Origin of the sequence: Pseudomonas oryzihabitans (genome assembly GCF_032027545.1) — a bacterium.
GTDB classification, from domain to species: domain Bacteria; phylum Pseudomonadota; class Gammaproteobacteria; order Pseudomonadales; family Pseudomonadaceae; genus Chryseomonas; species Chryseomonas oryzihabitans_F.
In genome coordinates, this window is record NZ_JAVSJB010000012.1 from 106,795 (window position 1) to 123,762 (window position 16,968).

Consider the following 16,968-nt stretch of genomic DNA (forward strand, 5'->3'; position numbering starts at 1 on the left):
TTTGTACGCGTGGCTGGTATCATGCGCCGCGTTGGAGAGATGCCGGAGTGGTCGAACGGGACGGATTCGAAATCCGTTGAGTCAGCAATGGCTCCTAGGGTTCAAATCCCTATCTCTCCGCCATATCCGAAGAACCCCGAGTGTGCCAGGCACCTCGGGGTTTTTTATTGGCTGGAATTCGGCTCGGCCGTGGCACCACCGCTGTCTGCCCGGCCGCTCCCGACTGCTGTCGGGTGCGATCAGTCGCAGTGTGGCGCTGAGCGAGGTCATGGTAATGCGCGCCATTCTATGCAGCGAGACATGCTGCGTCCGCGCACGAGACCGGCGCCGCCGGATGGCAGGCGCGGGGTTGCTCGATAGCTGGACGGCCCGCTGAAATGGAGCGATGCTGGAAACGTGCACCCGAGCACAGGCTACGACCCGCTGGCGGGCCTGCACGCCTAGCTTCCAAGTGTGGCTTCAGTGAATAACAATAAAAGAGGAGTCGAGCGATGTTCTACAAGGTCAGCGTGTATTCACGGCCTGAAGATCGTGGGCTGTTGGTCTGGCGGTGGAAGAAGCAGTTCCTCGGCGAGTGGGTCGAGTCCCGCCAGGAATTCGAGGACTGCGAGCATTGTGTCCACCATGCTCTGCAGGACGCCAGGGGGCAGAGAGTGCATCTCGAGACTGATCGCTGCACCCTCTATCGCTACCGCTTCCAGAGCATGCTGCATCAGTACGGCAGTTGCTATTGCCTGAGCGGTGGCCGGGCGTCGGAGGCCGTCCTGGATCTCATCGCCCAGATCGAAGAGCGCCACAACGTCATCGTGCTGCGCGATGGCCAGCCGTTCTTCGCCCATTATCGGGCGGACCTGCGAGCGGACGGCACGCTGGCACCCGAACTCTGGCAGGGCGTGGAATGGCGAGGACTGGAAGGGCGCTTCGAGTATGCCCACAACCCCAGGCCGGTCTGAACCTCAGGTCAGAACGGCAGCAGCTCCTGGCGCATGATGCTGATGTCGGCGGGTGCCTGGATGCCGACCTGTACGCGACCGCCCTGAACTTTCAGGATGCGCACGTTGATGCCGCCATTGAACAGCTGATCCAGCACCTGTTCTTCATCCGCTCCCGGTTTGAGGGAAAGGTTGATGATTTCATCGGTGCGGCGGGTCAAGACCAGATAAGACATGAGCATCCCTGCCATGATTCCAAGGCCCGGATGATAGCCAGTTCCGCTTGGGATGAGAACAAGTTGGCAGATTATTCGCTCTAGGACAGCAGTCTGCGCCTGTTCAGCCGTCGCTGCCGCGGCTTCAGTTGCCAGCGCCGGATGGCGAAACCCAGCAGGCCAGCCGCCAGAGTCAGCAGGTTCACTCTGTCCGTGGGGCCACTGCCATGATGGCCGGCAGCCAAGGTGAGCAGGGTGGCGAGCGCCCACATCGAGATGGCCGCCGCGACGGCGACGGCCATTTCATTCAGGTCGGAGGCCGGTACTCGCCGGGCGGCGGGGAGCGGTTCGCTGTCGTAGTCTTCTTCGGGCATTCGGGCCTCCGGATGGCTTCCTGGTCGAGAGTATCGCCAAGAGTCTTATCGACCGCTTATGGGGAGTCTGGATGGGATCGATAGTGCGGTCAGCGCCTTTTTCCGCCGAACGGACGAGAGGTACTCGCCAGGGCTACGGATGGTCGCCGGAAGCACCAAGGCGTCGTTCTACTGAGAGACGGCTCGTTTGGCGATGGACAACGGGTGGCAGGGCGGTCGGTCATTGCTGGGTTCCATGTGAATAGCAGGAGACCGTCATGAGCGATGACAGCAGCACTTTCACTATCTGCCAGGGCCACCCGCTCCGGGACAACCAAGGCCCGCGCAGCGTGGGGGAGCGGGGCCCGGCCGCGACCTGCCAGGGGCGAACAGGAAGCGCCCGCGCCCGGCGCTGCCGGGTAGTTCGCCGCGCGCGGCCCGCCCGCTGCCGCTGGTGGTCGTCAGCGCTCGGCAGCTTCGTCCGCGACGCGTGCCCAACACCGCGCGAAATCCTCCCGCCAGTCGGGCAGGGGGAAGGGCAGCAGTGCCTGGGCCTTGCGGCAATCCAGGCGCGAGTAGCGGGGCCGGGTCGCGGGAGTCGGATAGTTGTCGGTGGAGGTGGGATAGAGGCGCGCACGGAGCTCGCCGCGTTCGGCCAGGCGTTCGGCGATGGCGTGGGCGAATCCGTGCCAGGAGGTCTGGCCGGCGCTGGTCAGGTGGTAGAGCCCGGTGCTGTCGCGTCGCTCCAGGAGACGCTCGACCAGATGGCGCGTAGCCCGGGCGATGGTGGGTGCCCAGGTGGGCGCGCCCAGTTGATCGTCCACTACATGCAGTTCATCGCGCTCGGCGAGCAACTGCCGCATGGTGTTGAAGAAGCAGGGGCGGTCGTGGGAGTAGACCCAAGAAGTCCGCAGGACAAGGGCGCGCCCCCCGGCCGCCAGCACGGCCTGCTCCCCGGCCAACTTGGAGCGACCGTAGACGCTCAGGGGCGCTGGCGCGCAGTCCTCGGTATAGGGACGATCACGGCTGCCGTCGAAGACGTAGTCGGTCGAGTAGTGAACGAAGGGAATATCCCGTTCGCGTGCCCACTCGGCCAGGATCTGCGGCGCGTGCGCGTTGATGGCCGCGGCACGATCGACATCCTGTTCGGCCTGGTCGACGGCGGTATAGGCCGCTGCATTGATGATGAGGTCGGGCGTCAGTCGATCGAAGGTGGCGCGCAGGCGATGGGTCTGGCTCAGATCGAGCTCCGCCTGGCCGATGACGGTGAGCGAATGGGTGCTGCCGAACTCGCGCTGCAGGGCGCGCGAAACCTGGCCGGAACGGCCAGTGATCACAATATTCATGAAAGCTTGCCTGGACGCCTTCAGCGGAAGGCGTTCGTCCTGAAAAATCGATGCTCGAAAAGCCCTGGGCTTTTCCCACGCGAACCAAGACCTGCCGCCATTGGCGACCATTTCTGGGTTCCGATCATCTTCCTGGGGAAGAGTGATGGCCGCTGGCTATGGCGGAGTGGGCATCGATTTGGCGGACGTGGCGGTCATGGGTCACCTGTAGGCTGGATACGCGGCTAGGACTGCCGTTCGTCGGTGTAGTTCAGCGCCGTTGCAGGCGCGTGAGCAGCTTGCCAAGCTGCAGCCCTGCCGTCGAGGCGGTCAGCAGGGCAGTATGGAGAACCTGTTCAAGTTCGCGGATGTTTCCCGGCCAGGAATAGGCGATCAAGGCGGCTTCATCGTCGGATGTCAGGGCGGGTGGCGCGCAGCCGAGACGTTCGGCGTGCTGGGCGAGAAAATAGCGGGTGAGCGGCAGCAGATCAGCCGGACGCTCGCGCAGTGGCGGGATGGAGACGAGCCCCGGACCGATGAGCTCCCACAGCCGAGTCTCGAAATGGCCGGCCTCGACCGCTTGTGCCAGCTCCACGCTGGAGCCGACGATCAGGCGCACCTCGACCTCGGTGCGCTGACTGCTGCCCAGGCGCAGGATGCTGCCCTCTTGCAGAACCCGCGCCAGTTCCTGCTGCAGCTCCCGGGGCAGGTCGGCGATCTCGTCCAGATAGAGGCTGCCGCCATTGGCGGTGCCGAACCAGCCCACGCGACTGCCCGAGGTGCCGGCATAGGCGCGCGGGACATAGCCGAACAACTCGGCGGCGCCGTGGCGCCGGCTCAGGGAGGCGCAATTCAGGCTACTGAACAGGCCCGTGCGGCCGCTGCGCTCGTGCAGTCGGCGGGCGAGCAATTCGCGGCCGGTCCCCCATTCGCCGGCCAGTACCACGGGCTGCGCCTGGGGCGCCAGCTCGTCGAGCTGTTCAAGTAGATGCCGTGAGCGGGGATCGGCGAAGGCCAGCGCCTTGGCGCGGATGGTCAGATTGCTCTGTTGCTCCGCGGGAACGATCAACAGGTCGGGAGAGGTGGTAGGCATGCCGGTATCACTGCAACGCAAAGTCCCATAATAACGATGCAGATTTATAGCTAAAAATAAGTATTTTTCATTCACTTATCATGTTTGGCTATTTAAAAATGAGGGTCATCCGGAAGGCTGCAGCGTTATAGAATCGTGGCCTGACCGGGAGCACCGGAGCTTCCTAGCTGTGTTCCTGCCGATCGATCCTTAGGCTAAGAGGCACTGCTTTGGCTTTTTCCCTGCTGGCGGTGATCGTGGGCGGCGCCCTGGGGTGCGTGCTGCGCTGGTTGTTCGCCCTCAAGTTGAATGGTCTCTTTCCTTCGCTGCCCCTGGGTACCCTGGCGGTCAATCTCATCGGCTGCCTGGTCATCGGCGTGGCCCTGGCCTGGTTCGCCAAGGTGCCGGACATGGATCCGGTATGGCGTACCCTCATCACCACGGGCTTCTGTGGCGGCCTGACCACCTTCTCCAGTTTCTCCGCGGAAGTCATCGTCCTGCTGCAGGAGGGCAAGCCAAGTTGGGCATTGGCCACGGTGGGGGCCCATCTGAGCGGTTCGCTGGCAATGACGGCGCTGGGCTTCGGCCTGGTCCATTGGGCCTATCGGGCCTAGCGCGGCGGAGGTTGCGATGGCCGCTCTGCGTGCGCCCTGTCCGCCCGGTGTCTGTAGCTGCGATCGGGACGGCGTACTGGCCGACCCGACTCGCGATGCGCGGCCCCTGCTGCTCAACCGACAGGAGGAGCAGCGCCTGCTCCAGCGGCTCGAGGCGGTCAGCAGCCTGGCCGATCTGCAGCGGTTGCAACAGCGGTTGCAGGAGCAACTGGGCATTTGCCTGGAGATAGCGCCGGGGCCCGGGGAAGTGCGGAGCGCCCGTGGCCTGTCGATCGCGCTGCAGCCACGTCCGGGGTTGTGCCGCAAGCTGCATCAGTCGATCCCGGCCGCCATTCGCCGTGGCCTGACGCAACGTCCGGAAATCCTCTACGCCCTGCTCAACGCCAACGACCTGTTCCGCGACGCCTGACACTCGTCAGGCCGGTGCCGCGACACTGATCCAGGTCGGCGCATGGTCGCTGGTCTTCTCCAGATCTCTCACCCAGCGATGGACCCCGGCATCCTGCAGTCCAGGTGCGAGCGATGGACTGAGCAGGAGGTGATCGATGCGCAGACCGGCGTTGCGTTGCCAGCGCTGACGGAAGTAGTCCCAGTAGGTATAGATCGCCTCGTCGGGATGGCGGGCGCGCAGGGCATCCAGCCAGCCTTGTTCGAGCAGGCGCTGGAAACAGGCCCGGCTCTCCGGCTGCAGCAGGGCGTCCTTGCGCCAGGACTTGGGATCGTAGATGTCGCGGTCGGTGGGGACGACGTTGTAGTCGCCGGCCAGAAGCACCGGATGGCCGCTGTCCAGCAGCCCCTGGGCATGGTCGAGCAGGCGCTCGAACCACGCCAGCTTGTACTCGAACTTGGGGCCCGGCCAGGGGTTGCCGTTGGGGAGATAGAGGCAACCGACGATGATGCCCTTCACCGCCGCTTCCAGATAGCGCCGCTGGGGGTCGTCCTCCAGGCCAGGCAGGCCACGACGGATCTCCAGTGGTTGGTCGCCACGCGCGAGGATGGCGACGCCGTTCCAGGACGGCTGACCCTCCCAGAGCGCACCGTAGCCTGCCGCCGCCAGCTCCGCTTCGGGAAAGTCGAGGCTCTTGGCCTTGAGTTCCTGCAGGCAGACGATGTCCGGCTGCTCCCGCTCCAGCCATTGGATGAGGATGGGAAGGCGCGCCCGGATACCGTTGACGTTATAGGTGGCGAGGGTGAGGACGGCCATGGTGGGTTCCAGCGCAGGAGATGTATCCATGACCGGCTGGCCAGGAGGTCAGTTCCACGCAAAAAGATATGTGATGTAGTTATCGTTATTTGATGACTTACTTTTTTTGGCACCTTCGGGAACTTTTTGGCCGCGAACGCCGAATTGCCGGAAGAATTTTGACAATCCGGCCAGAAGTTCCGTTTCGAATGTGGCTAAGGTGTTACTCAGATCAGCGTGCCGACGAACGGAAATTCAAAAAAGTAACTATAAATCAATGAATTAAATTTGATTTGTATAGTGGCTAAACAATGGCCGCAGGGAGTTGGCGAGAAAGTTGGCATATCGCTTGAATGAAGAGACATGCCTGGAGGCGTCGTCTCGTTGAAGAGTGTCAGCGAGGTCTCTCTCACTTCATATCGGCCGTTGTTCAGGGAGTGCGTTCACGTGTCGATCTAGCGCAGTTGGTGATGATGAAACCATCCTTCCTGAAGTTTCCCCGCTGGACAGCCCGAGTGCTGCCCTTCGTCGCCGCTCTGGCGGTCATGCCCACCGTGAAGGCCGAACAGGTCAATCTGGTGGGTCTCAATCTCTCCGGTGCCGGCTTCGCGGGCCAGGTGCTGCCAGGGGTCAACGGTACCAATTACATCTTCCCGGTGGAGGCCTACTTCAAGCAGTGGAGCGCCAAGGGCGTCAAGCTGATCCGTTTCCCGATCATCTGGGAGCGGTTGCAGCCGGTGCTGGGCGGTCCGCTGGATCCGACCTACGCCGCCCTGGTGGACGAGACCTTCGCCAATGCGCAGAAGTACGGGATGCGCATCATCCTCGACCTGCACAACTACAGCTTCTATCGCGGCTCGGTGATCGGCAGCGCGGCGGTGCCCTATACCCGCTATCAGGAGATCATGACCCGCATCGCCCAGCGCTGGAGCAATCAGCCGTCGCTGTACGCCTACGACATCATGAACGAGCCCCATGATTCCATGGCCCAGTGGCCGATCGCGGCCCAGTACGGCATCGATGGCGTGCGCGCGGTGGACAAGACCCGGATCATCATGATCGAGGGCAATGGCTGGTCGGAGGCGACCCGCTGGCCGCTTTGGAACGACGCCCTGCTGGCGCTCAAGGATCCTTCGAACAACCTGGTCTTCCAGGCGCATTCCTATTTCGACGAAAGCGCTGGCGGCAACTACACCGGGATCGACGTGGGCAAGCTCAGCCAGGATTACGGCGTGGAGCGCGTGCGGCCCTTCGTCGAGTGGCTGAAGAAGAACAACAAGAAGGGCATGATCGGTGAGTTCGGCGTGCCGGATAACGATCCCCGTTGGCTCCCGCTGATGGATCGCATGCTGGCCTACCTCAAGCAGAACTGCATTCCGGCCACCTATTGGGCCGCTGGTCCGGGCTGGGGCAACTATTTCCTGTCGGTGGAGCCGATCAATGGCGTCGACCGTCCGCAGTGGCCGACCCTGCGCAAGTACATCGATGACAGCAACTGTACCGCCATCGGTCCCCTGGGCAGTGGCGCGGCGACCACGCCGGCCAGCGGTACGGGTACGGCGGGCGGTTCCAGCAACAACAGTGGCGCGGGCAGTAGCGCTGGTGGTTCCGGCTCCACCAGTGGTGGCACGGCAGGAACGGGCGCTGCGGCCGGGACGGGCAGCACGGGTGGTTCGACCACCACCGGGGTGACCACCTCGATCAACGACTTCACCAACGAAGACTGGCTGCACGGCGTCTATCGCAAGGCTGCCGGCTTTTCCATCCCGGCATCGGCGGTGAACGTGGACGCCTTCAAGGTCGGCGCCCTCATCACCCCGGCGGATGGCAAGAGCTACAAGGTGACCTACGCCCAGGTCGTAGGCAGCAACATGAGCGTGTTCATCGAGAGTCCGCAGCTCGATGGCAACCTCTTCGGCTATCCGAAGACGCTGCGTACCGGGGCCACCACCTCCGGCTCGGCCGTCAGCGTGCCGGGTACCGGCAGCAGTGGTGGTACGACGGGATCGACCGGCAGCTCGGGTAGCACCTCGGGTTCCGGCTCGGGCAGCAGCGCGGGCAATGCGACGCCGGTCGTGACCACGCCCGCACCCAGCACCGGCAGCACCACGCCGACCACCGCGGTGCCGACGCCCACCGGATCGTCCTCGACGCCCGCGGGTTCCGGTACGACGCCGGCGAACGCCAACAAGCTGAGCCTGGTCGGCCTGAACTTCTCGGGGGCTGCCTTCGCGCCCCAGGTACTGCCCGGCGTGGCCAATGTCAACTACATCATGCCCGGCGAAGCGAACTTCCAGCAGTGGAGCGCCAAGGGCGTGCGGCTGATCCGCTTCCCGGTGATCTGGGAGCGGTTGCAGACACGCTTCTTCGGCAGCCTGGAGCAGGGTTACACCCAGCAGATCACCCAGGTACTGGAGCTGGCCAAGAAGTACAACATGAAGGTGATCCTGGCGCTGGACAACGGTGGTCGCTACAAGGGCACCCTGATCGGTACCGGAACCGTCACCAACTTCAACTACTGGGATCTGATGTATCGCCTGGCCTTCCAGTGGGGCAACCATGCCGCGCTCTACGGCTACGACATCATGGGCAAGCCCAATGGCGCCGACAGTGGCTGGCCGGTGACGGCGCAGTCCGGGATTGATGGCGTCCGCACCATGGACCGTACCCATCCGGTGATCGTCCAGGGCAATGCCTGGGGTAGCGCGGCCAACTGGCCGGGCGTCAGCAACGCCCTGCTGAATCTGAAGGACCCGGCCAACAACCTGATCTACGCGGCCAACGTCTACCTGGACCAGGACGGCAGCGGCAACTACGCGGCCCAGGACATGACCAGCTTCGATCCGCAGGTAGGGGTCAATCGCGTCAAGCCCTTCGTCGAATGGCTCAAGCGCAATGGCAAGCGCGGCATGATCGCGGAGTTCGGCGTACCGGCGGGCGACAGCCGCTGGTTGGCGGCCACCGACAATCTGCTGGCCTATCTGCAGCAGAACTGCATGCCGCTGACCTACTGGGCCGCCGGCCCGGGCTGGGGTTCCTCGCCCCTGGCGGTGGAGCCGGTGAACGGTGCCGAGCGGCCGCAATGGCCGACGCTGAAGAAGTACGTGGACGCGAGCAACAGCTGTACGGCGATCGGACCGCGTTGAGCGTGACGCGCTGAAAACGGACGGCGACGAGACCCCTGGTGTTGTCGCTTTTCCTCCATCTCGCGCAGCGAAAGCGTCGTCAGCAGGTGGCGGAACGCCAGCAGCAGAGGCTCTGGAACAGGCTCTGTAAGGACGACGAATGGCTATAGCTTGACTTACAAACCCGCGAGTAGAGTCGAATGCGAGATTTCTCGCACAAGGAGCAGGTGCCATGCAAACCACCCAGCAGCGGCTGCAGAATCTGGAAGAACAGATTCGCAACCATCGTCAGGAGCTGGCCCGGAGTCGCCAGAGCTTCCAGGAGCAGTTCGTCATCTATACCAAGAAATACGCCCGGCTCAGTGTGCTCGAAGCCCAGCTGGAACTGGTGCGCAATAACGTCAAGACCCCCGGCTGAGGCGCTTTCCGCGGTACCTCTGGCTTTGGTCCGCCTTCAATCGTCCCGAGTCAGAACTTCCAGCAATTCGATCTCGAAGGTGAGGTTGGCGTGGGGCTTGATCAGCGCACCGACCTGACGTTCGCCATAGGCCAGGGACGCTGGCACTTCCAGCCGGCGCTTGCCGCCCACCCGCATTCCCATCAGGCCCAGATCCCAACCCTTGATCACCCGTCCGGTGCCGATGACGCACTGGAACGGGCGCCCTTTGGCGCGGGACGAGTCGAAGAGGGTGCCGTCGTCCAGCCAGCCTTCGTAGTGGGTGGTGATCAAGGCGCCCTTGACCGCGGCCTTGCCGTCGCCCTCGTGCAGATCCTGGATCTTCAGGCCGTTGTCCATCGTCACTGTCCTCGAAAAACTTCGATTCTAGCGAGCCCCGGGTCCAGCTGCAGCGAGAATCCCGGGACGTCGACGGTCAGGGCGGATGACTGAGGGGTCAGTCCGGTACGTCACCGAACAGTCCAGCCTGGTAGTCGCGGATCGCCTGGCGGATTTCCTCGGCGCTGTTCATGACGAAGGGGCCGTGGGCGACGATGGGCTCGGCGAAGGGTGCTGCATAGCCGTATAGCAGGACGGCGCCATCCCGGCTGGCGAGTTCGATGTGATCGCCGTCATCGGCGAATTCGAAGAGCTGCCAGGGGGCTTCGTCCTGTCCGGCGATTTGCAGGGTGCCGCGTACGCCATAGCAGAACACCGAGGTGCCGGGCGGGGCCGGCAGGGTAGCGGTGGCGCCCGGCGCGAGTTCGACGGTCATCAGGGTGATGGGCGTCGGGGTGCGCACGGCGCCCTGGACGCCCTGGTGCGTACCGGAGGCCAGGCGGATGCGCACGCGACCCTGGTCTGCCTCGATCAGCGGCAGCTCGTCCGCCGTGACGCCGTGGTAGGCGGGTGGCGTGAACTTGAGCCGCGCTGGCAGGTTGACCCACAGCTGCAGGATTTCCAGCTCGCCGCCGTCGCGCTTGAAGCTGGCCGGGGACAGCTCGGCGTGCACCAGGCCACTGCCGGCGGTCATCCACTGGATACCGCCCGCGTCGATGACGCTCTCGTGGCCGCCGCTGTCGCGGTGAGCCAGGGCGCCGGCGAGGATGAAGGTCACCGTTTCGAAGCCGCGGTGCGGGTGGGGACCGAAGGGCAGGCCGACGTTGTGCGGCGGATAGACCTGGGGGCCGTGGTGGTTGAGAAAGAGGAAGGGATCCAGATGGGGCAGGCCGGGACCTGGCAGGGGACGGCGGGTATGGAGATCACCGATGTCATCGCGGTGGGCGGGATGACGATGCAGCAGGGTACGGGCGGTCATGGCGGACCTCTCAGGATGAAAACGCCAGTGTAGGGATACCCTCGCCGGGCGGGTACCCTGGTAGCGCTGCTGCCGCGACGGTCAGATGGAGAATTGCACCTCACGCTCCGGTCGGGGCGCCAGCGGGCGCCGATGGTTGACCACCAGTTCGCCGATGCGGATCAGATGGGCGCGGGTGACGTTGCGACTCAACCCCAGCAGCCGCGCCGTATGGACCTGGTTGCGGTGGCAGAAGCGATAGGCGGCGCGGACCAGGGCGTCCTCGACGCGTTCGTGCAGGGCCTCCGGCTGCTCTTCGAAGAGTTGCGCGAAGGCCTCGGTGAGCAGGGCATCGGTGGGCGCCTGGGCGGTTGGCTGGGGCTGGTTCGGCGTACGCGTGGGGCGCTGGACGAAGTGCAGGTCCTCGACCTGCAGCACGCCCTGGGGCTTGAGCAGCAGGGCGTGCTGCAGGGTGTTTTCCAGTTCGCGGATGTTGCCGGGCCAGGGGTGGTCCAGCAGGCGCCGCTCCGCTGCTGGGCTCAGGGCTACCGGGGCCTGGGCATAGACATGGAGGAAGTGCCGGGCCAGGGGCAGGATGTCGCCCTGGCGCTGGCGTAGCGGCAGCAGCGGCAGACTGACCACGTTGAGGCGGTACCAGAGGTCCTCGCGGAAGGTACCTTCGGCCACGGCCCGCTCCAGCGGGACGTTGGTAGCGGCGATGATGCGGACATCCAGCGGGATGCTGCGCCGGGAGCCGAGGCGCACCACCTCGCGCTCCTGCAGCACTCGCAGCAGCTTGACCTGCACCGACAGCGGCAGGTCGCCGATCTCGTCGAGGAACAGCGTGCCGCCATTGGCCTCCTCGAACCAGCCGGCACGGGCGCCCAGGGCGCCGGTGAAGGCGCCTTTCTCATGGCCGAAGAGTTCGGCCTCGACCAGGCTCTCGGCGAAGGCGCCGCAGTTGACGGCGACGAAGGGGCCGGCGTGGCGGTGGCTCAGGGCATGGATGTGGCGGGCGATCAGCTCCTTGCCGGTGCCGGTCTCGCCGATCACCAGGACGCTGGCTTCGCTGGGAGCGATCTTTTCCAGGTGGGCGAGCAGCTCCCGGGAGCGCGGATCGGTGAAGACCTGAGCGGTGGCCCGGTAGCGAGGCACCTCGGGGGTGCGCGTCAGGGTCAGCAGAGTCATGGGCGAGTCCTCTTCAGGAGTAGAAGCTGGGAGTGGGCAGGCGGTCGTTCAGCGCCCAGTCGCCCAGTTCATGCAATTTGTAGTCGAGCGGGTCGTGCAGGGTCTGGGTACGCAGGTTGCGCCAGTAGCGATCCAGCCGTAGCGCCCCGGCGGTAGCGCGGGCTCCGCCGACCTCGAACAGCCGGCTGGCGAGATCCAGCCCATGGCGGCTGGCGGCGACCTTGGCGGTGGCGATGGCGATGGCCAGGTCGCCCCGCGCCGCCGCGGTGAGCGCCGTGCCCTGGCGCCAGGCTTGCTCGAAGCCGAGATTGGCGCGTTCCACCAGCAGGCGGGTGCTCTCCAGGGCGACCCAGAATTCGCCGTAGTGACGCAGGACGTAGGGGTCTTCGCTGGCGCTGGCGGCTGCGGACTTGAACCAGGGACGAGCCTGATTGCGGGTATAGCGTTGGGCCTCGGCGAAGGCGCCTTCGCCGAGGCCCAGGAAGATGTTGGCGAAGATCAGTTGGGCCAGCAGCGGTCGCAGGCAGGCGAAAGGAGTGCTGAGCGGACCGGGCTCCAGCAGCCACTCCTCGTTTTCGACGCGTACGGCGTCGAAACGGGCACTGCCGCTGTCGGTCTGGCGTTGGCCGTTGTTATCCCAATCATCGAACAACTGGATACCCGCACGCCCGGTCGGTACCACGGCGATCAGCAAGCGGCCCTGGTCGTCGTGCTCCAGTGCCGAGAGCAGCAGCAGATCGGAATCCAGGGCGCCGCTGCAGAAGCTTTTCTGCCCATCCACCTGCCAGGCATCGCCCTGACGGCGGGCGAGGGTGCGCCGGTCCAGCGGGTTGAGGGCGTTACCCCAGAACAGCGCCTCGCGGGCGGTGCGTTCGAGCCAGGGCCGCCACTGCGCCGGCTGGCCGAACAGCTGAGCGGTCGCCAGCAGTAGGTGGTGGAAACCGAAGACATGGGCCAACGAACTGTCGACCCGGGCGAGCTGGCGTACGGTTTCCAGGGTTTCATCCCAGGGCGCGCCCCGACCGCCCAGCTCGCGCGGAATGCTCAGGGCCAGCAGGCCGCTCTGGCGCAGGGTGTCCCGCTCGGCCTTGGGCGTGCCGCCCTGGCGATCTCGCTCGACGGCGGTGGCGGCGAAGGTGGATAGCAGGGGCGTGAGGATTTCCAACGCGGGATAGGTCATGGTGACTCTTGTAGATTGGCGGGTCTGCAGGCGTTAGAACTTAAAGCCGCTCAAACCTGGATATGAAATATTTTTTGGTTATTACGTAATAGTTTGTCCGCGGCTGGCCATCCATCGTGTAAAGCGGCCGCTCGGTCCTCCCTGCCTTCAGCCAATTAAAGGATCGACCAGGCGAGGCGATACAACGACTACTCAATCCGCCGAGCAGGTGTGCGCGATGTTCTATAAGAAACTAAAGCAGGAACTGCAGCGCCTGCGCGAGCAGTCGAACTCCTTCTTGCGGCTGAAGGAGGAACTGAACGCCGAAATGATCGGTGCCGAACTGGATGGTCGGGGTTGCATCACCTCGGTGAACGCCAATTTCGAAAGGGAAATGGGCGTACGGGCTGCGGACCTGGTGGGACGGCCGCTGACCGACCTGATTCCGGCGCACATCAAGAACGAGGAACACAGCCGCCGTCTGCAGCAGAGTCTGAGTCGCGGCGAGCATTTCAGTGGCGCCCTGCGCCTCATCCGTGGTGACGGGCGCGAGGCCTGGCTGCGCGGCATCCTGCATCCCTTCCACGACAGCCAGGGCCAGGTGAATCGCTTCCGGCTATTCTGCAACAACCTGACCCGGACCATCGAGACGTCCCGCGAGCACGAAAGCCTGCTCAAGGCGTTGCGCCGCTCCACGGCGGTCATCGAGTTCAACCTCGAGGGCGAGGTGCTCGATGCCAATGACCGCTTCCTGCAGGCCATGGGCTATTCCCTGGTGCAGATCAAGGGCAAGCACCACCGGCTGTTCTGCGATCCGGCGGAGGCCAATTCCGAGGCCTACCAACAGTTCTGGGCACGGCTGCGCCGTGGCGAGTTCGTCGTCGATCGCTTCAAGCGGTTGGATGCCCACGGCCGGGATGTCTGGCTGGAAGCGTCCTACAACCCGGTGATCGATGCCCACGACCGGCTGTACAAGATCGTCAAGTTCGCCACCGTGATCACCGAGCAGGTCGAGCAGGAGCAGGCGGTGTCCGAAGCGGCCAGCCTGGCCTTCGAGACGTCCCAGCAGACGGACGACACTGCCCGCAAGGGCGCGGTGGTGGCGCAGCAGACGGTGGACGTGATGCGCGTCCTGGCCAGCCAGATGCAGGAGGCGGTGAAGGGCATCGAGGCGCTGGACAACCAGTCCCAGGTGATCGGCACCATCATCAAGACCATCAGCGGTATTGCCGAACAGACCAACCTGCTGGCGCTCAACGCCGCCATCGAGGCTGCGCGGGCCGGCGAACAGGGCCGCGGCTTCGCCGTGGTGGCCGACGAAGTCCGGCAACTGGCCTCGCGCACCAGCAAGGCCACCGAGGAGATCGTCGGGGTGGTGCAGCAGAACCAGCAACTGGCCAGCGAGGCGGTGACGGTGATCGAGAACGGTCGACGCCAGGCCGAGCAGGGGCTGGAACTGGCCGGCCAGGCTGGGCAGGTGATCGTGGAGATCCAGGATGGCGCCCAGCGGGTGGTCGGGGCGGTGGGGCGGTTCGCCCGGCAGCTGTCGAACTGATCCCGCGCGAGCCTGGCTGACGCAACGGCAACCCTCGGGTTGCCGTTGTGCATTGGACGACGGCGAGGCGTCAGCCCTGCTTGCTGCCGCCGCCGATCTGCCAGACGTAGGGCGGCTCGGTCCCCTCGATCTCCCAGGCGCCGATGATGCGTTCCTTGTAGATCAGCGGGTTGTGCGAGGCGGCGGTGCGGGCATTGCGCCAGTGCCGGTCCAGACCCTTGCTCAGGCTGGTCGCCGAGGCGCCCAGGGCGTTGAACAGGTCGCTGGTGGCGCGCAACACTAGGTCGGCCACCGCCGACTGCGCCTGGGCGGATTCCAGTTCGGCCGCGACGTTGGCCTGGTGCTCGGCGGCGGCATCTTCGGCATAGCGCGCCTCATAGGCGACCTGGGCTGCCGCGGCCGCGCTGAGGGTAGCCGCCTCGGCGGCATAGACGAAGGCCGAGGCCTTGCCCACCACCTGTTGTACCTGGGGATCGGCGCTGGCCGTGTCGGCATTGCCATGGCTGTAGACGCGCGTGCGCGCCTTCACCGCCTCGGCGAAGTCACGCACGGCGGCCTGGCCGCTGCCGGTGATCACGGCCAGCAGCACCAGTTGGTAGAAGGCGGTCTGGTACTTGAAGCGGGTGGCGAAGTCGATGAGGTTTTCCGGCTCCACCCGCACGTCCTCGAACACCGAGGTGCCGCTGGCGGTGGTGCGCTGGCCGAAGCCGTCCCAGTCGTCGGACTGGCGCACACCCGGCTGGTCGGTGCGGATGGCGGCGATGACGTCGCCACCGGTATCGTCGCGCTGGGCGTAGACGTCGATCCAGTCGGCGAACAGGCTGCCGGTGCTGTAGTACTTGGTGCCGTTGAGGCGCCACTCGCCCCCCTGCTGGCTGACGCGGGTGATCACCTCGCCGAGCTTGACGGTGCCGATCTCGGTCCAGGCGTTACCCACGAGCTCACCGGCGACGAAGCGCTCGAACCAGACCTGCTGGGAGGCACTGGCATGGGCGTTTAGGCGATCCTCGACGAAGGCGAAATGCCCGCGCAAGGCCTGGGGCAGGTTGCTGTCGGCAGCCGCCAGTTCGATCAGCAGGTGCACCAGCTGCGGCAGGCTGGCGCCGCTGCCGCCGAACTCCACCGGCACCCGCACGGCGCCGAAGCCGGCTTCCTTGAGCCAAGCGACGGGGGCGTAGGGCAGGGTGCGGCTGCGTTCGCGCTCCAGGGCACCCTCGGCGATGCGCGCGAAGATCGGCCGGAAGCGGGCGGCCAGGCGTTCGTAGTCGGGCACATCGGTGCGGGTGGGGGGCAGATGACGAGCGGGCAGATTCATGATGATCCTCGGCGGCTGAAAAGGTCTACGCCAGAGCCATTGCAAGAGCGTTGCCAGCCCTCCAAAGCCTGATCCGACGGGCTTTTCCGCCTGCGTCCTGCCCCGGGGGCAGCACGGCTGCACCATCGCTGTTGCCCAGGCGACACCTAGCCGGACGCGCTAGACTGGCGTTTTTTGCGGAGCGTCCATGGACATCCTCTTTCTCGGCACCTCCGCCGGCGTGCCGACCCGGCGGCGCAACGTCTCGGCCGTCGCCTTGATCGAGGACCAGGGCAAGGGCTGGTTCCTGGTCGACTGCGGCGAGGCCACCCAGCACCAGCTGCTGCGCACGCCGCTGTCGGTGGCGGATCTGCGTGCCATCTGCATCACCCATGTCCACGGCGATCACTGCTATGGCCTGCCGGGGCTGTTGGCCAGCGCCGCCATGACCGGACGTAGCCAGCCGCTGGTCCTGATCGCTCCCCGAGCGGTACAGGCCTGGCTCGCCGCCACCCAGGCCCTGACCGCCCTGCACCTGCCGTTCGAGGTGCAGTTCCATGCCCTGGAGGACTTCACCGGCCTGGCCCTGGGTGCCTGGGACATCGACGCCTTTGCGCTTTCCCATCGTGTGCCCAGCCACGCCTTCCGCTTTCGCGAGACCCGTCGACCGCAGCGCCTCGATCCCGCCGCCCTGGCCGCTGCACAGGTGCCCCGCGGCCCCCTGTGGGGACGGCTACAGGCGGGAGAAGACATGATTCACGAAGGGCGCCTGCTGCTCAGTGCCGATTTCCTGCAGGCCGCCTACGGCGAGCGGCGGCTGGTGGTAGCGGGCGACAACGACGATCCCGGGCTGCTGGCCGAGGCCTGCCACGGTGCCCAGGTGCTGGTCCATGAGGCGACCTATACCCAGGCGCAGGTGGACAAGACCGGCCAGAGCTGGGGCCACAGCAGTGCCGCGGGTATCGCTGGTTTCGCGGAGACGCAGCGGTTGCCGGCCTTGCTGCTGACTCATTTCAGCCCGCGCTATCAGGCCGATCCTGGACGGTCGCCGTCCATCGAGGAGCTGCGCCAGGAAGCCGCGGCTCGCTACTCGGGCGAGCTGCACCTGGCCAAGGATTTTTCGCGATTTCGGCTGGATCGGCAGGGGCGGCTCAAAGCCCTGGACCAGAGCGGCGGGGAGGGGAGAAGCGACCACGATTAGCTGCAAGAGTGGGTGCCCG

Annotated in this window: 17 protein-coding genes, 1 tRNA gene and 1 pseudogene; 9 read left to right on the forward strand and 10 right to left on the reverse strand. The window is 65.3% G+C overall.

Annotation, left to right across the window (positions count from 1 at the left end; all coding sequences use genetic code 11):
- Nucleotides 1-33 precede the first annotated feature (33 nt).
- A tRNA-Ser gene (locus RND78_RS19125) sits at nt 34-123 on the forward strand.
- A gap of 368 nt (nt 124-491) precedes the next feature.
- Nucleotides 492-953, forward strand: a complete 462-nt coding sequence (locus RND78_RS19130) for a hypothetical protein (protein ID WP_312731238.1) — start codon at nt 492-494, stop codon at nt 951-953.
- Nucleotides 954-961: 8 nt separating this feature from the next.
- Here the strand turns inward: RND78_RS19130 and RND78_RS19135 are convergent, their stop codons facing one another.
- The 4 genes from RND78_RS19135 to RND78_RS19150 all read right to left on the reverse strand — a co-directional run bounded on the left by RND78_RS19135 (nt 962) and on the right by RND78_RS19150 (nt 3,918).
- Nucleotides 962-1,168: a carbon storage regulator gene (locus RND78_RS19135; protein ID WP_312731241.1), complete on the reverse strand. Its 207-nt coding sequence runs from the start codon at nt 1,166-1,168 to the stop codon at nt 962-964.
- An 80-nt stretch (nt 1,169-1,248) separates the two neighbouring features.
- Nucleotides 1,249-1,521 (reverse strand): hypothetical protein, encoded by a 273-nt coding sequence (locus RND78_RS19140; RefSeq protein WP_312731242.1) that lies wholly within the window; start codon nt 1,519-1,521, stop codon nt 1,249-1,251.
- Between the two features lie 440 nt (nt 1,522-1,961).
- Entirely contained in the window at nt 1,962-2,846 is an 885-nt protein-coding gene (gene rfbD, locus RND78_RS19145; protein ID WP_312731244.1) for a dTDP-4-dehydrorhamnose reductase, read from the reverse strand.
- 250 nt (nt 2,847-3,096) lie between these two features.
- Nucleotides 3,097-3,918: a sigma 54-interacting transcriptional regulator gene (locus tag RND78_RS19150; RefSeq protein ID WP_312731247.1), complete on the reverse strand. Its 822-nt coding sequence runs from the start codon at nt 3,916-3,918 to the stop codon at nt 3,097-3,099.
- Between the two features lie 209 nt (nt 3,919-4,127).
- Here RND78_RS19150 and crcB point away from each other — a divergent pair, with 209 nt between their 5' ends.
- Both crcB and RND78_RS19160 read left to right on the forward strand, forming a co-directional pair.
- On the forward strand, nt 4,128-4,511 hold the full coding sequence (crcB, locus tag RND78_RS19155) for a fluoride efflux transporter CrcB (protein WP_312731250.1): 384 nt from the start codon (nt 4,128-4,130) through the stop codon (nt 4,509-4,511).
- A 16-nt stretch (nt 4,512-4,527) separates the two neighbouring features.
- Entirely contained in the window at nt 4,528-4,920 is a 393-nt protein-coding gene (locus RND78_RS19160) for a hypothetical protein (protein WP_312731253.1), read from the forward strand.
- 6 nt (nt 4,921-4,926) lie between these two features.
- Here the strand turns inward: RND78_RS19160 and xth are convergent, their stop codons facing one another.
- The gene (gene xth, locus RND78_RS19165) at nt 4,927-5,715 is read right to left on the reverse strand and encodes an exodeoxyribonuclease III (protein ID WP_312731256.1); all 789 of its coding nucleotides are present in this window, start codon (nt 5,713-5,715) and stop codon (nt 4,927-4,929) included.
- A gap of 449 nt (nt 5,716-6,164) precedes the next feature.
- Here xth and RND78_RS19170 point away from each other — a divergent pair, with 449 nt between their 5' ends.
- Nucleotides 6,165-8,840 (forward strand): cellulase family glycosylhydrolase, encoded by a 2,676-nt coding sequence (locus RND78_RS19170; protein ID WP_312731258.1) that lies wholly within the window; start codon nt 6,165-6,167, stop codon nt 8,838-8,840.
- A gap of 211 nt (nt 8,841-9,051) precedes the next feature.
- Nucleotides 9,052-9,237 carry a hypothetical protein gene (locus RND78_RS19175; RefSeq protein ID WP_312731260.1) on the forward strand — a complete coding sequence of 62 codons (186 nt, stop codon included), beginning with the start codon at nt 9,052-9,054 and terminating at the stop codon, nt 9,235-9,237.
- A 36-nt stretch (nt 9,238-9,273) separates the two neighbouring features.
- Here the strand turns inward: RND78_RS19175 and RND78_RS19180 are convergent, their stop codons facing one another.
- The 4 genes from RND78_RS19180 to RND78_RS19195 form a co-directional block, all read right to left on the reverse strand.
- Nucleotides 9,274-9,615 (reverse strand): FKBP-type peptidyl-prolyl cis-trans isomerase, encoded by a 342-nt coding sequence (locus RND78_RS19180; RefSeq protein WP_312731263.1) that lies wholly within the window; start codon nt 9,613-9,615, stop codon nt 9,274-9,276.
- 97 nt (nt 9,616-9,712) lie between these two features.
- Nucleotides 9,713-10,573 (reverse strand): pirin family protein, encoded by an 861-nt coding sequence (locus RND78_RS19185; protein WP_312731266.1) that lies wholly within the window; start codon nt 10,571-10,573, stop codon nt 9,713-9,715.
- Between the two features lie 81 nt (nt 10,574-10,654).
- Entirely contained in the window at nt 10,655-11,740 is a 1,086-nt protein-coding gene (locus tag RND78_RS19190) for a sigma-54 dependent transcriptional regulator (protein ID WP_312731269.1), read from the reverse strand.
- A 13-nt stretch (nt 11,741-11,753) separates the two neighbouring features.
- Nucleotides 11,754-12,920 carry an acyl-CoA dehydrogenase family protein gene (locus RND78_RS19195; protein WP_312731271.1) on the reverse strand — a complete coding sequence of 389 codons (1,167 nt, stop codon included), beginning with the start codon at nt 12,918-12,920 and terminating at the stop codon, nt 11,754-11,756.
- Nucleotides 12,921-13,137: 217 nt separating this feature from the next.
- Here RND78_RS19195 and RND78_RS28370 point away from each other — a divergent pair.
- Both RND78_RS28370 and RND78_RS28375 read left to right on the forward strand, forming a co-directional pair.
- Nucleotides 13,138-13,914: pseudogene (locus RND78_RS28370) on the forward strand (PAS domain-containing protein); the annotation flags it as partial.
- A gap of 129 nt (nt 13,915-14,043) precedes the next feature.
- The gene (locus tag RND78_RS28375) at nt 14,044-14,454 is read left to right on the forward strand and encodes a methyl-accepting chemotaxis protein (RefSeq protein ID WP_409457079.1); all 411 of its coding nucleotides are present in this window, start codon (nt 14,044-14,046) and stop codon (nt 14,452-14,454) included.
- Nucleotides 14,455-14,524: 70 nt separating this feature from the next.
- Here the strand turns inward: RND78_RS28375 and RND78_RS19205 are convergent, their stop codons facing one another.
- Nucleotides 14,525-15,769, reverse strand: a complete 1,245-nt coding sequence (locus RND78_RS19205) for an acyl-CoA dehydrogenase family protein (protein WP_312731277.1) — start codon at nt 15,767-15,769, stop codon at nt 14,525-14,527.
- Nucleotides 15,770-15,956: 187 nt separating this feature from the next.
- Here RND78_RS19205 and RND78_RS19210 point away from each other — a divergent pair, with 187 nt between their 5' ends.
- Nucleotides 15,957-16,949 carry a ribonuclease Z gene (locus tag RND78_RS19210; protein WP_312731280.1) on the forward strand — a complete coding sequence of 331 codons (993 nt, stop codon included), beginning with the start codon at nt 15,957-15,959 and terminating at the stop codon, nt 16,947-16,949.
- The last annotated feature ends 19 nt before the right edge of the window (nt 16,950-16,968 follow it).

What these genes read in the sequence shown, in the direction of transcription:
- RND78_RS19175 (WP_312731260.1), top strand. Translation starts at nt 9,052, where the DNA reads ATGCAAACCACCCAGCAGCGGCTGCAGAATCTGGAAGAACAGATTCGC.
- RND78_RS19190 (WP_312731269.1), bottom strand. Translation starts at nt 11,740, where the DNA reads ATGACTCTGCTGACCCTGACGCGCACCCCCGAGGTGCCTCGCTACCGG.
- RND78_RS19205 (WP_312731277.1), bottom strand. Translation starts at nt 15,769, where the DNA reads ATGAATCTGCCCGCTCGTCATCTGCCCCCCACCCGCACCGATGTGCCC.
- RND78_RS19130 (WP_312731238.1), top strand. Translation starts at nt 492, where the DNA reads ATGTTCTACAAGGTCAGCGTGTATTCACGGCCTGAAGATCGTGGGCTG.
- RND78_RS19135 (WP_312731241.1), bottom strand. Translation starts at nt 1,168, where the DNA reads ATGTCTTATCTGGTCTTGACCCGCCGCACCGATGAAATCATCAACCTT.
- xth (WP_312731256.1), bottom strand. Translation starts at nt 5,715, where the DNA reads ATGGCCGTCCTCACCCTCGCCACCTATAACGTCAACGGTATCCGGGCG.
- RND78_RS19160 (WP_312731253.1), top strand. Translation starts at nt 4,528, where the DNA reads ATGGCCGCTCTGCGTGCGCCCTGTCCGCCCGGTGTCTGTAGCTGCGAT.
- RND78_RS19140 (WP_312731242.1), bottom strand. Translation starts at nt 1,521, where the DNA reads ATGCCCGAAGAAGACTACGACAGCGAACCGCTCCCCGCCGCCCGGCGA.
- RND78_RS28375 (WP_409457079.1), top strand. Translation starts at nt 14,044, where the DNA reads ATGCAGGAGGCGGTGAAGGGCATCGAGGCGCTGGACAACCAGTCCCAG.
- RND78_RS19210 (WP_312731280.1), top strand. Translation starts at nt 15,957, where the DNA reads ATGGACATCCTCTTTCTCGGCACCTCCGCCGGCGTGCCGACCCGGCGG.
- RND78_RS19180 (WP_312731263.1), bottom strand. Translation starts at nt 9,615, where the DNA reads ATGGACAACGGCCTGAAGATCCAGGATCTGCACGAGGGCGACGGCAAG.
- RND78_RS19170 (WP_312731258.1), top strand. Translation starts at nt 6,165, where the DNA reads ATGATGAAACCATCCTTCCTGAAGTTTCCCCGCTGGACAGCCCGAGTG.
- RND78_RS19185 (WP_312731266.1), bottom strand. Translation starts at nt 10,573, where the DNA reads ATGACCGCCCGTACCCTGCTGCATCGTCATCCCGCCCACCGCGATGAC.
- RND78_RS19195 (WP_312731271.1), bottom strand. Translation starts at nt 12,920, where the DNA reads ATGACCTATCCCGCGTTGGAAATCCTCACGCCCCTGCTATCCACCTTC.
- rfbD (WP_312731244.1), bottom strand. Translation starts at nt 2,846, where the DNA reads ATGAATATTGTGATCACTGGCCGTTCCGGCCAGGTTTCGCGCGCCCTG.
- RND78_RS19150 (WP_312731247.1), bottom strand. Translation starts at nt 3,918, where the DNA reads ATGCCTACCACCTCTCCCGACCTGTTGATCGTTCCCGCGGAGCAACAG.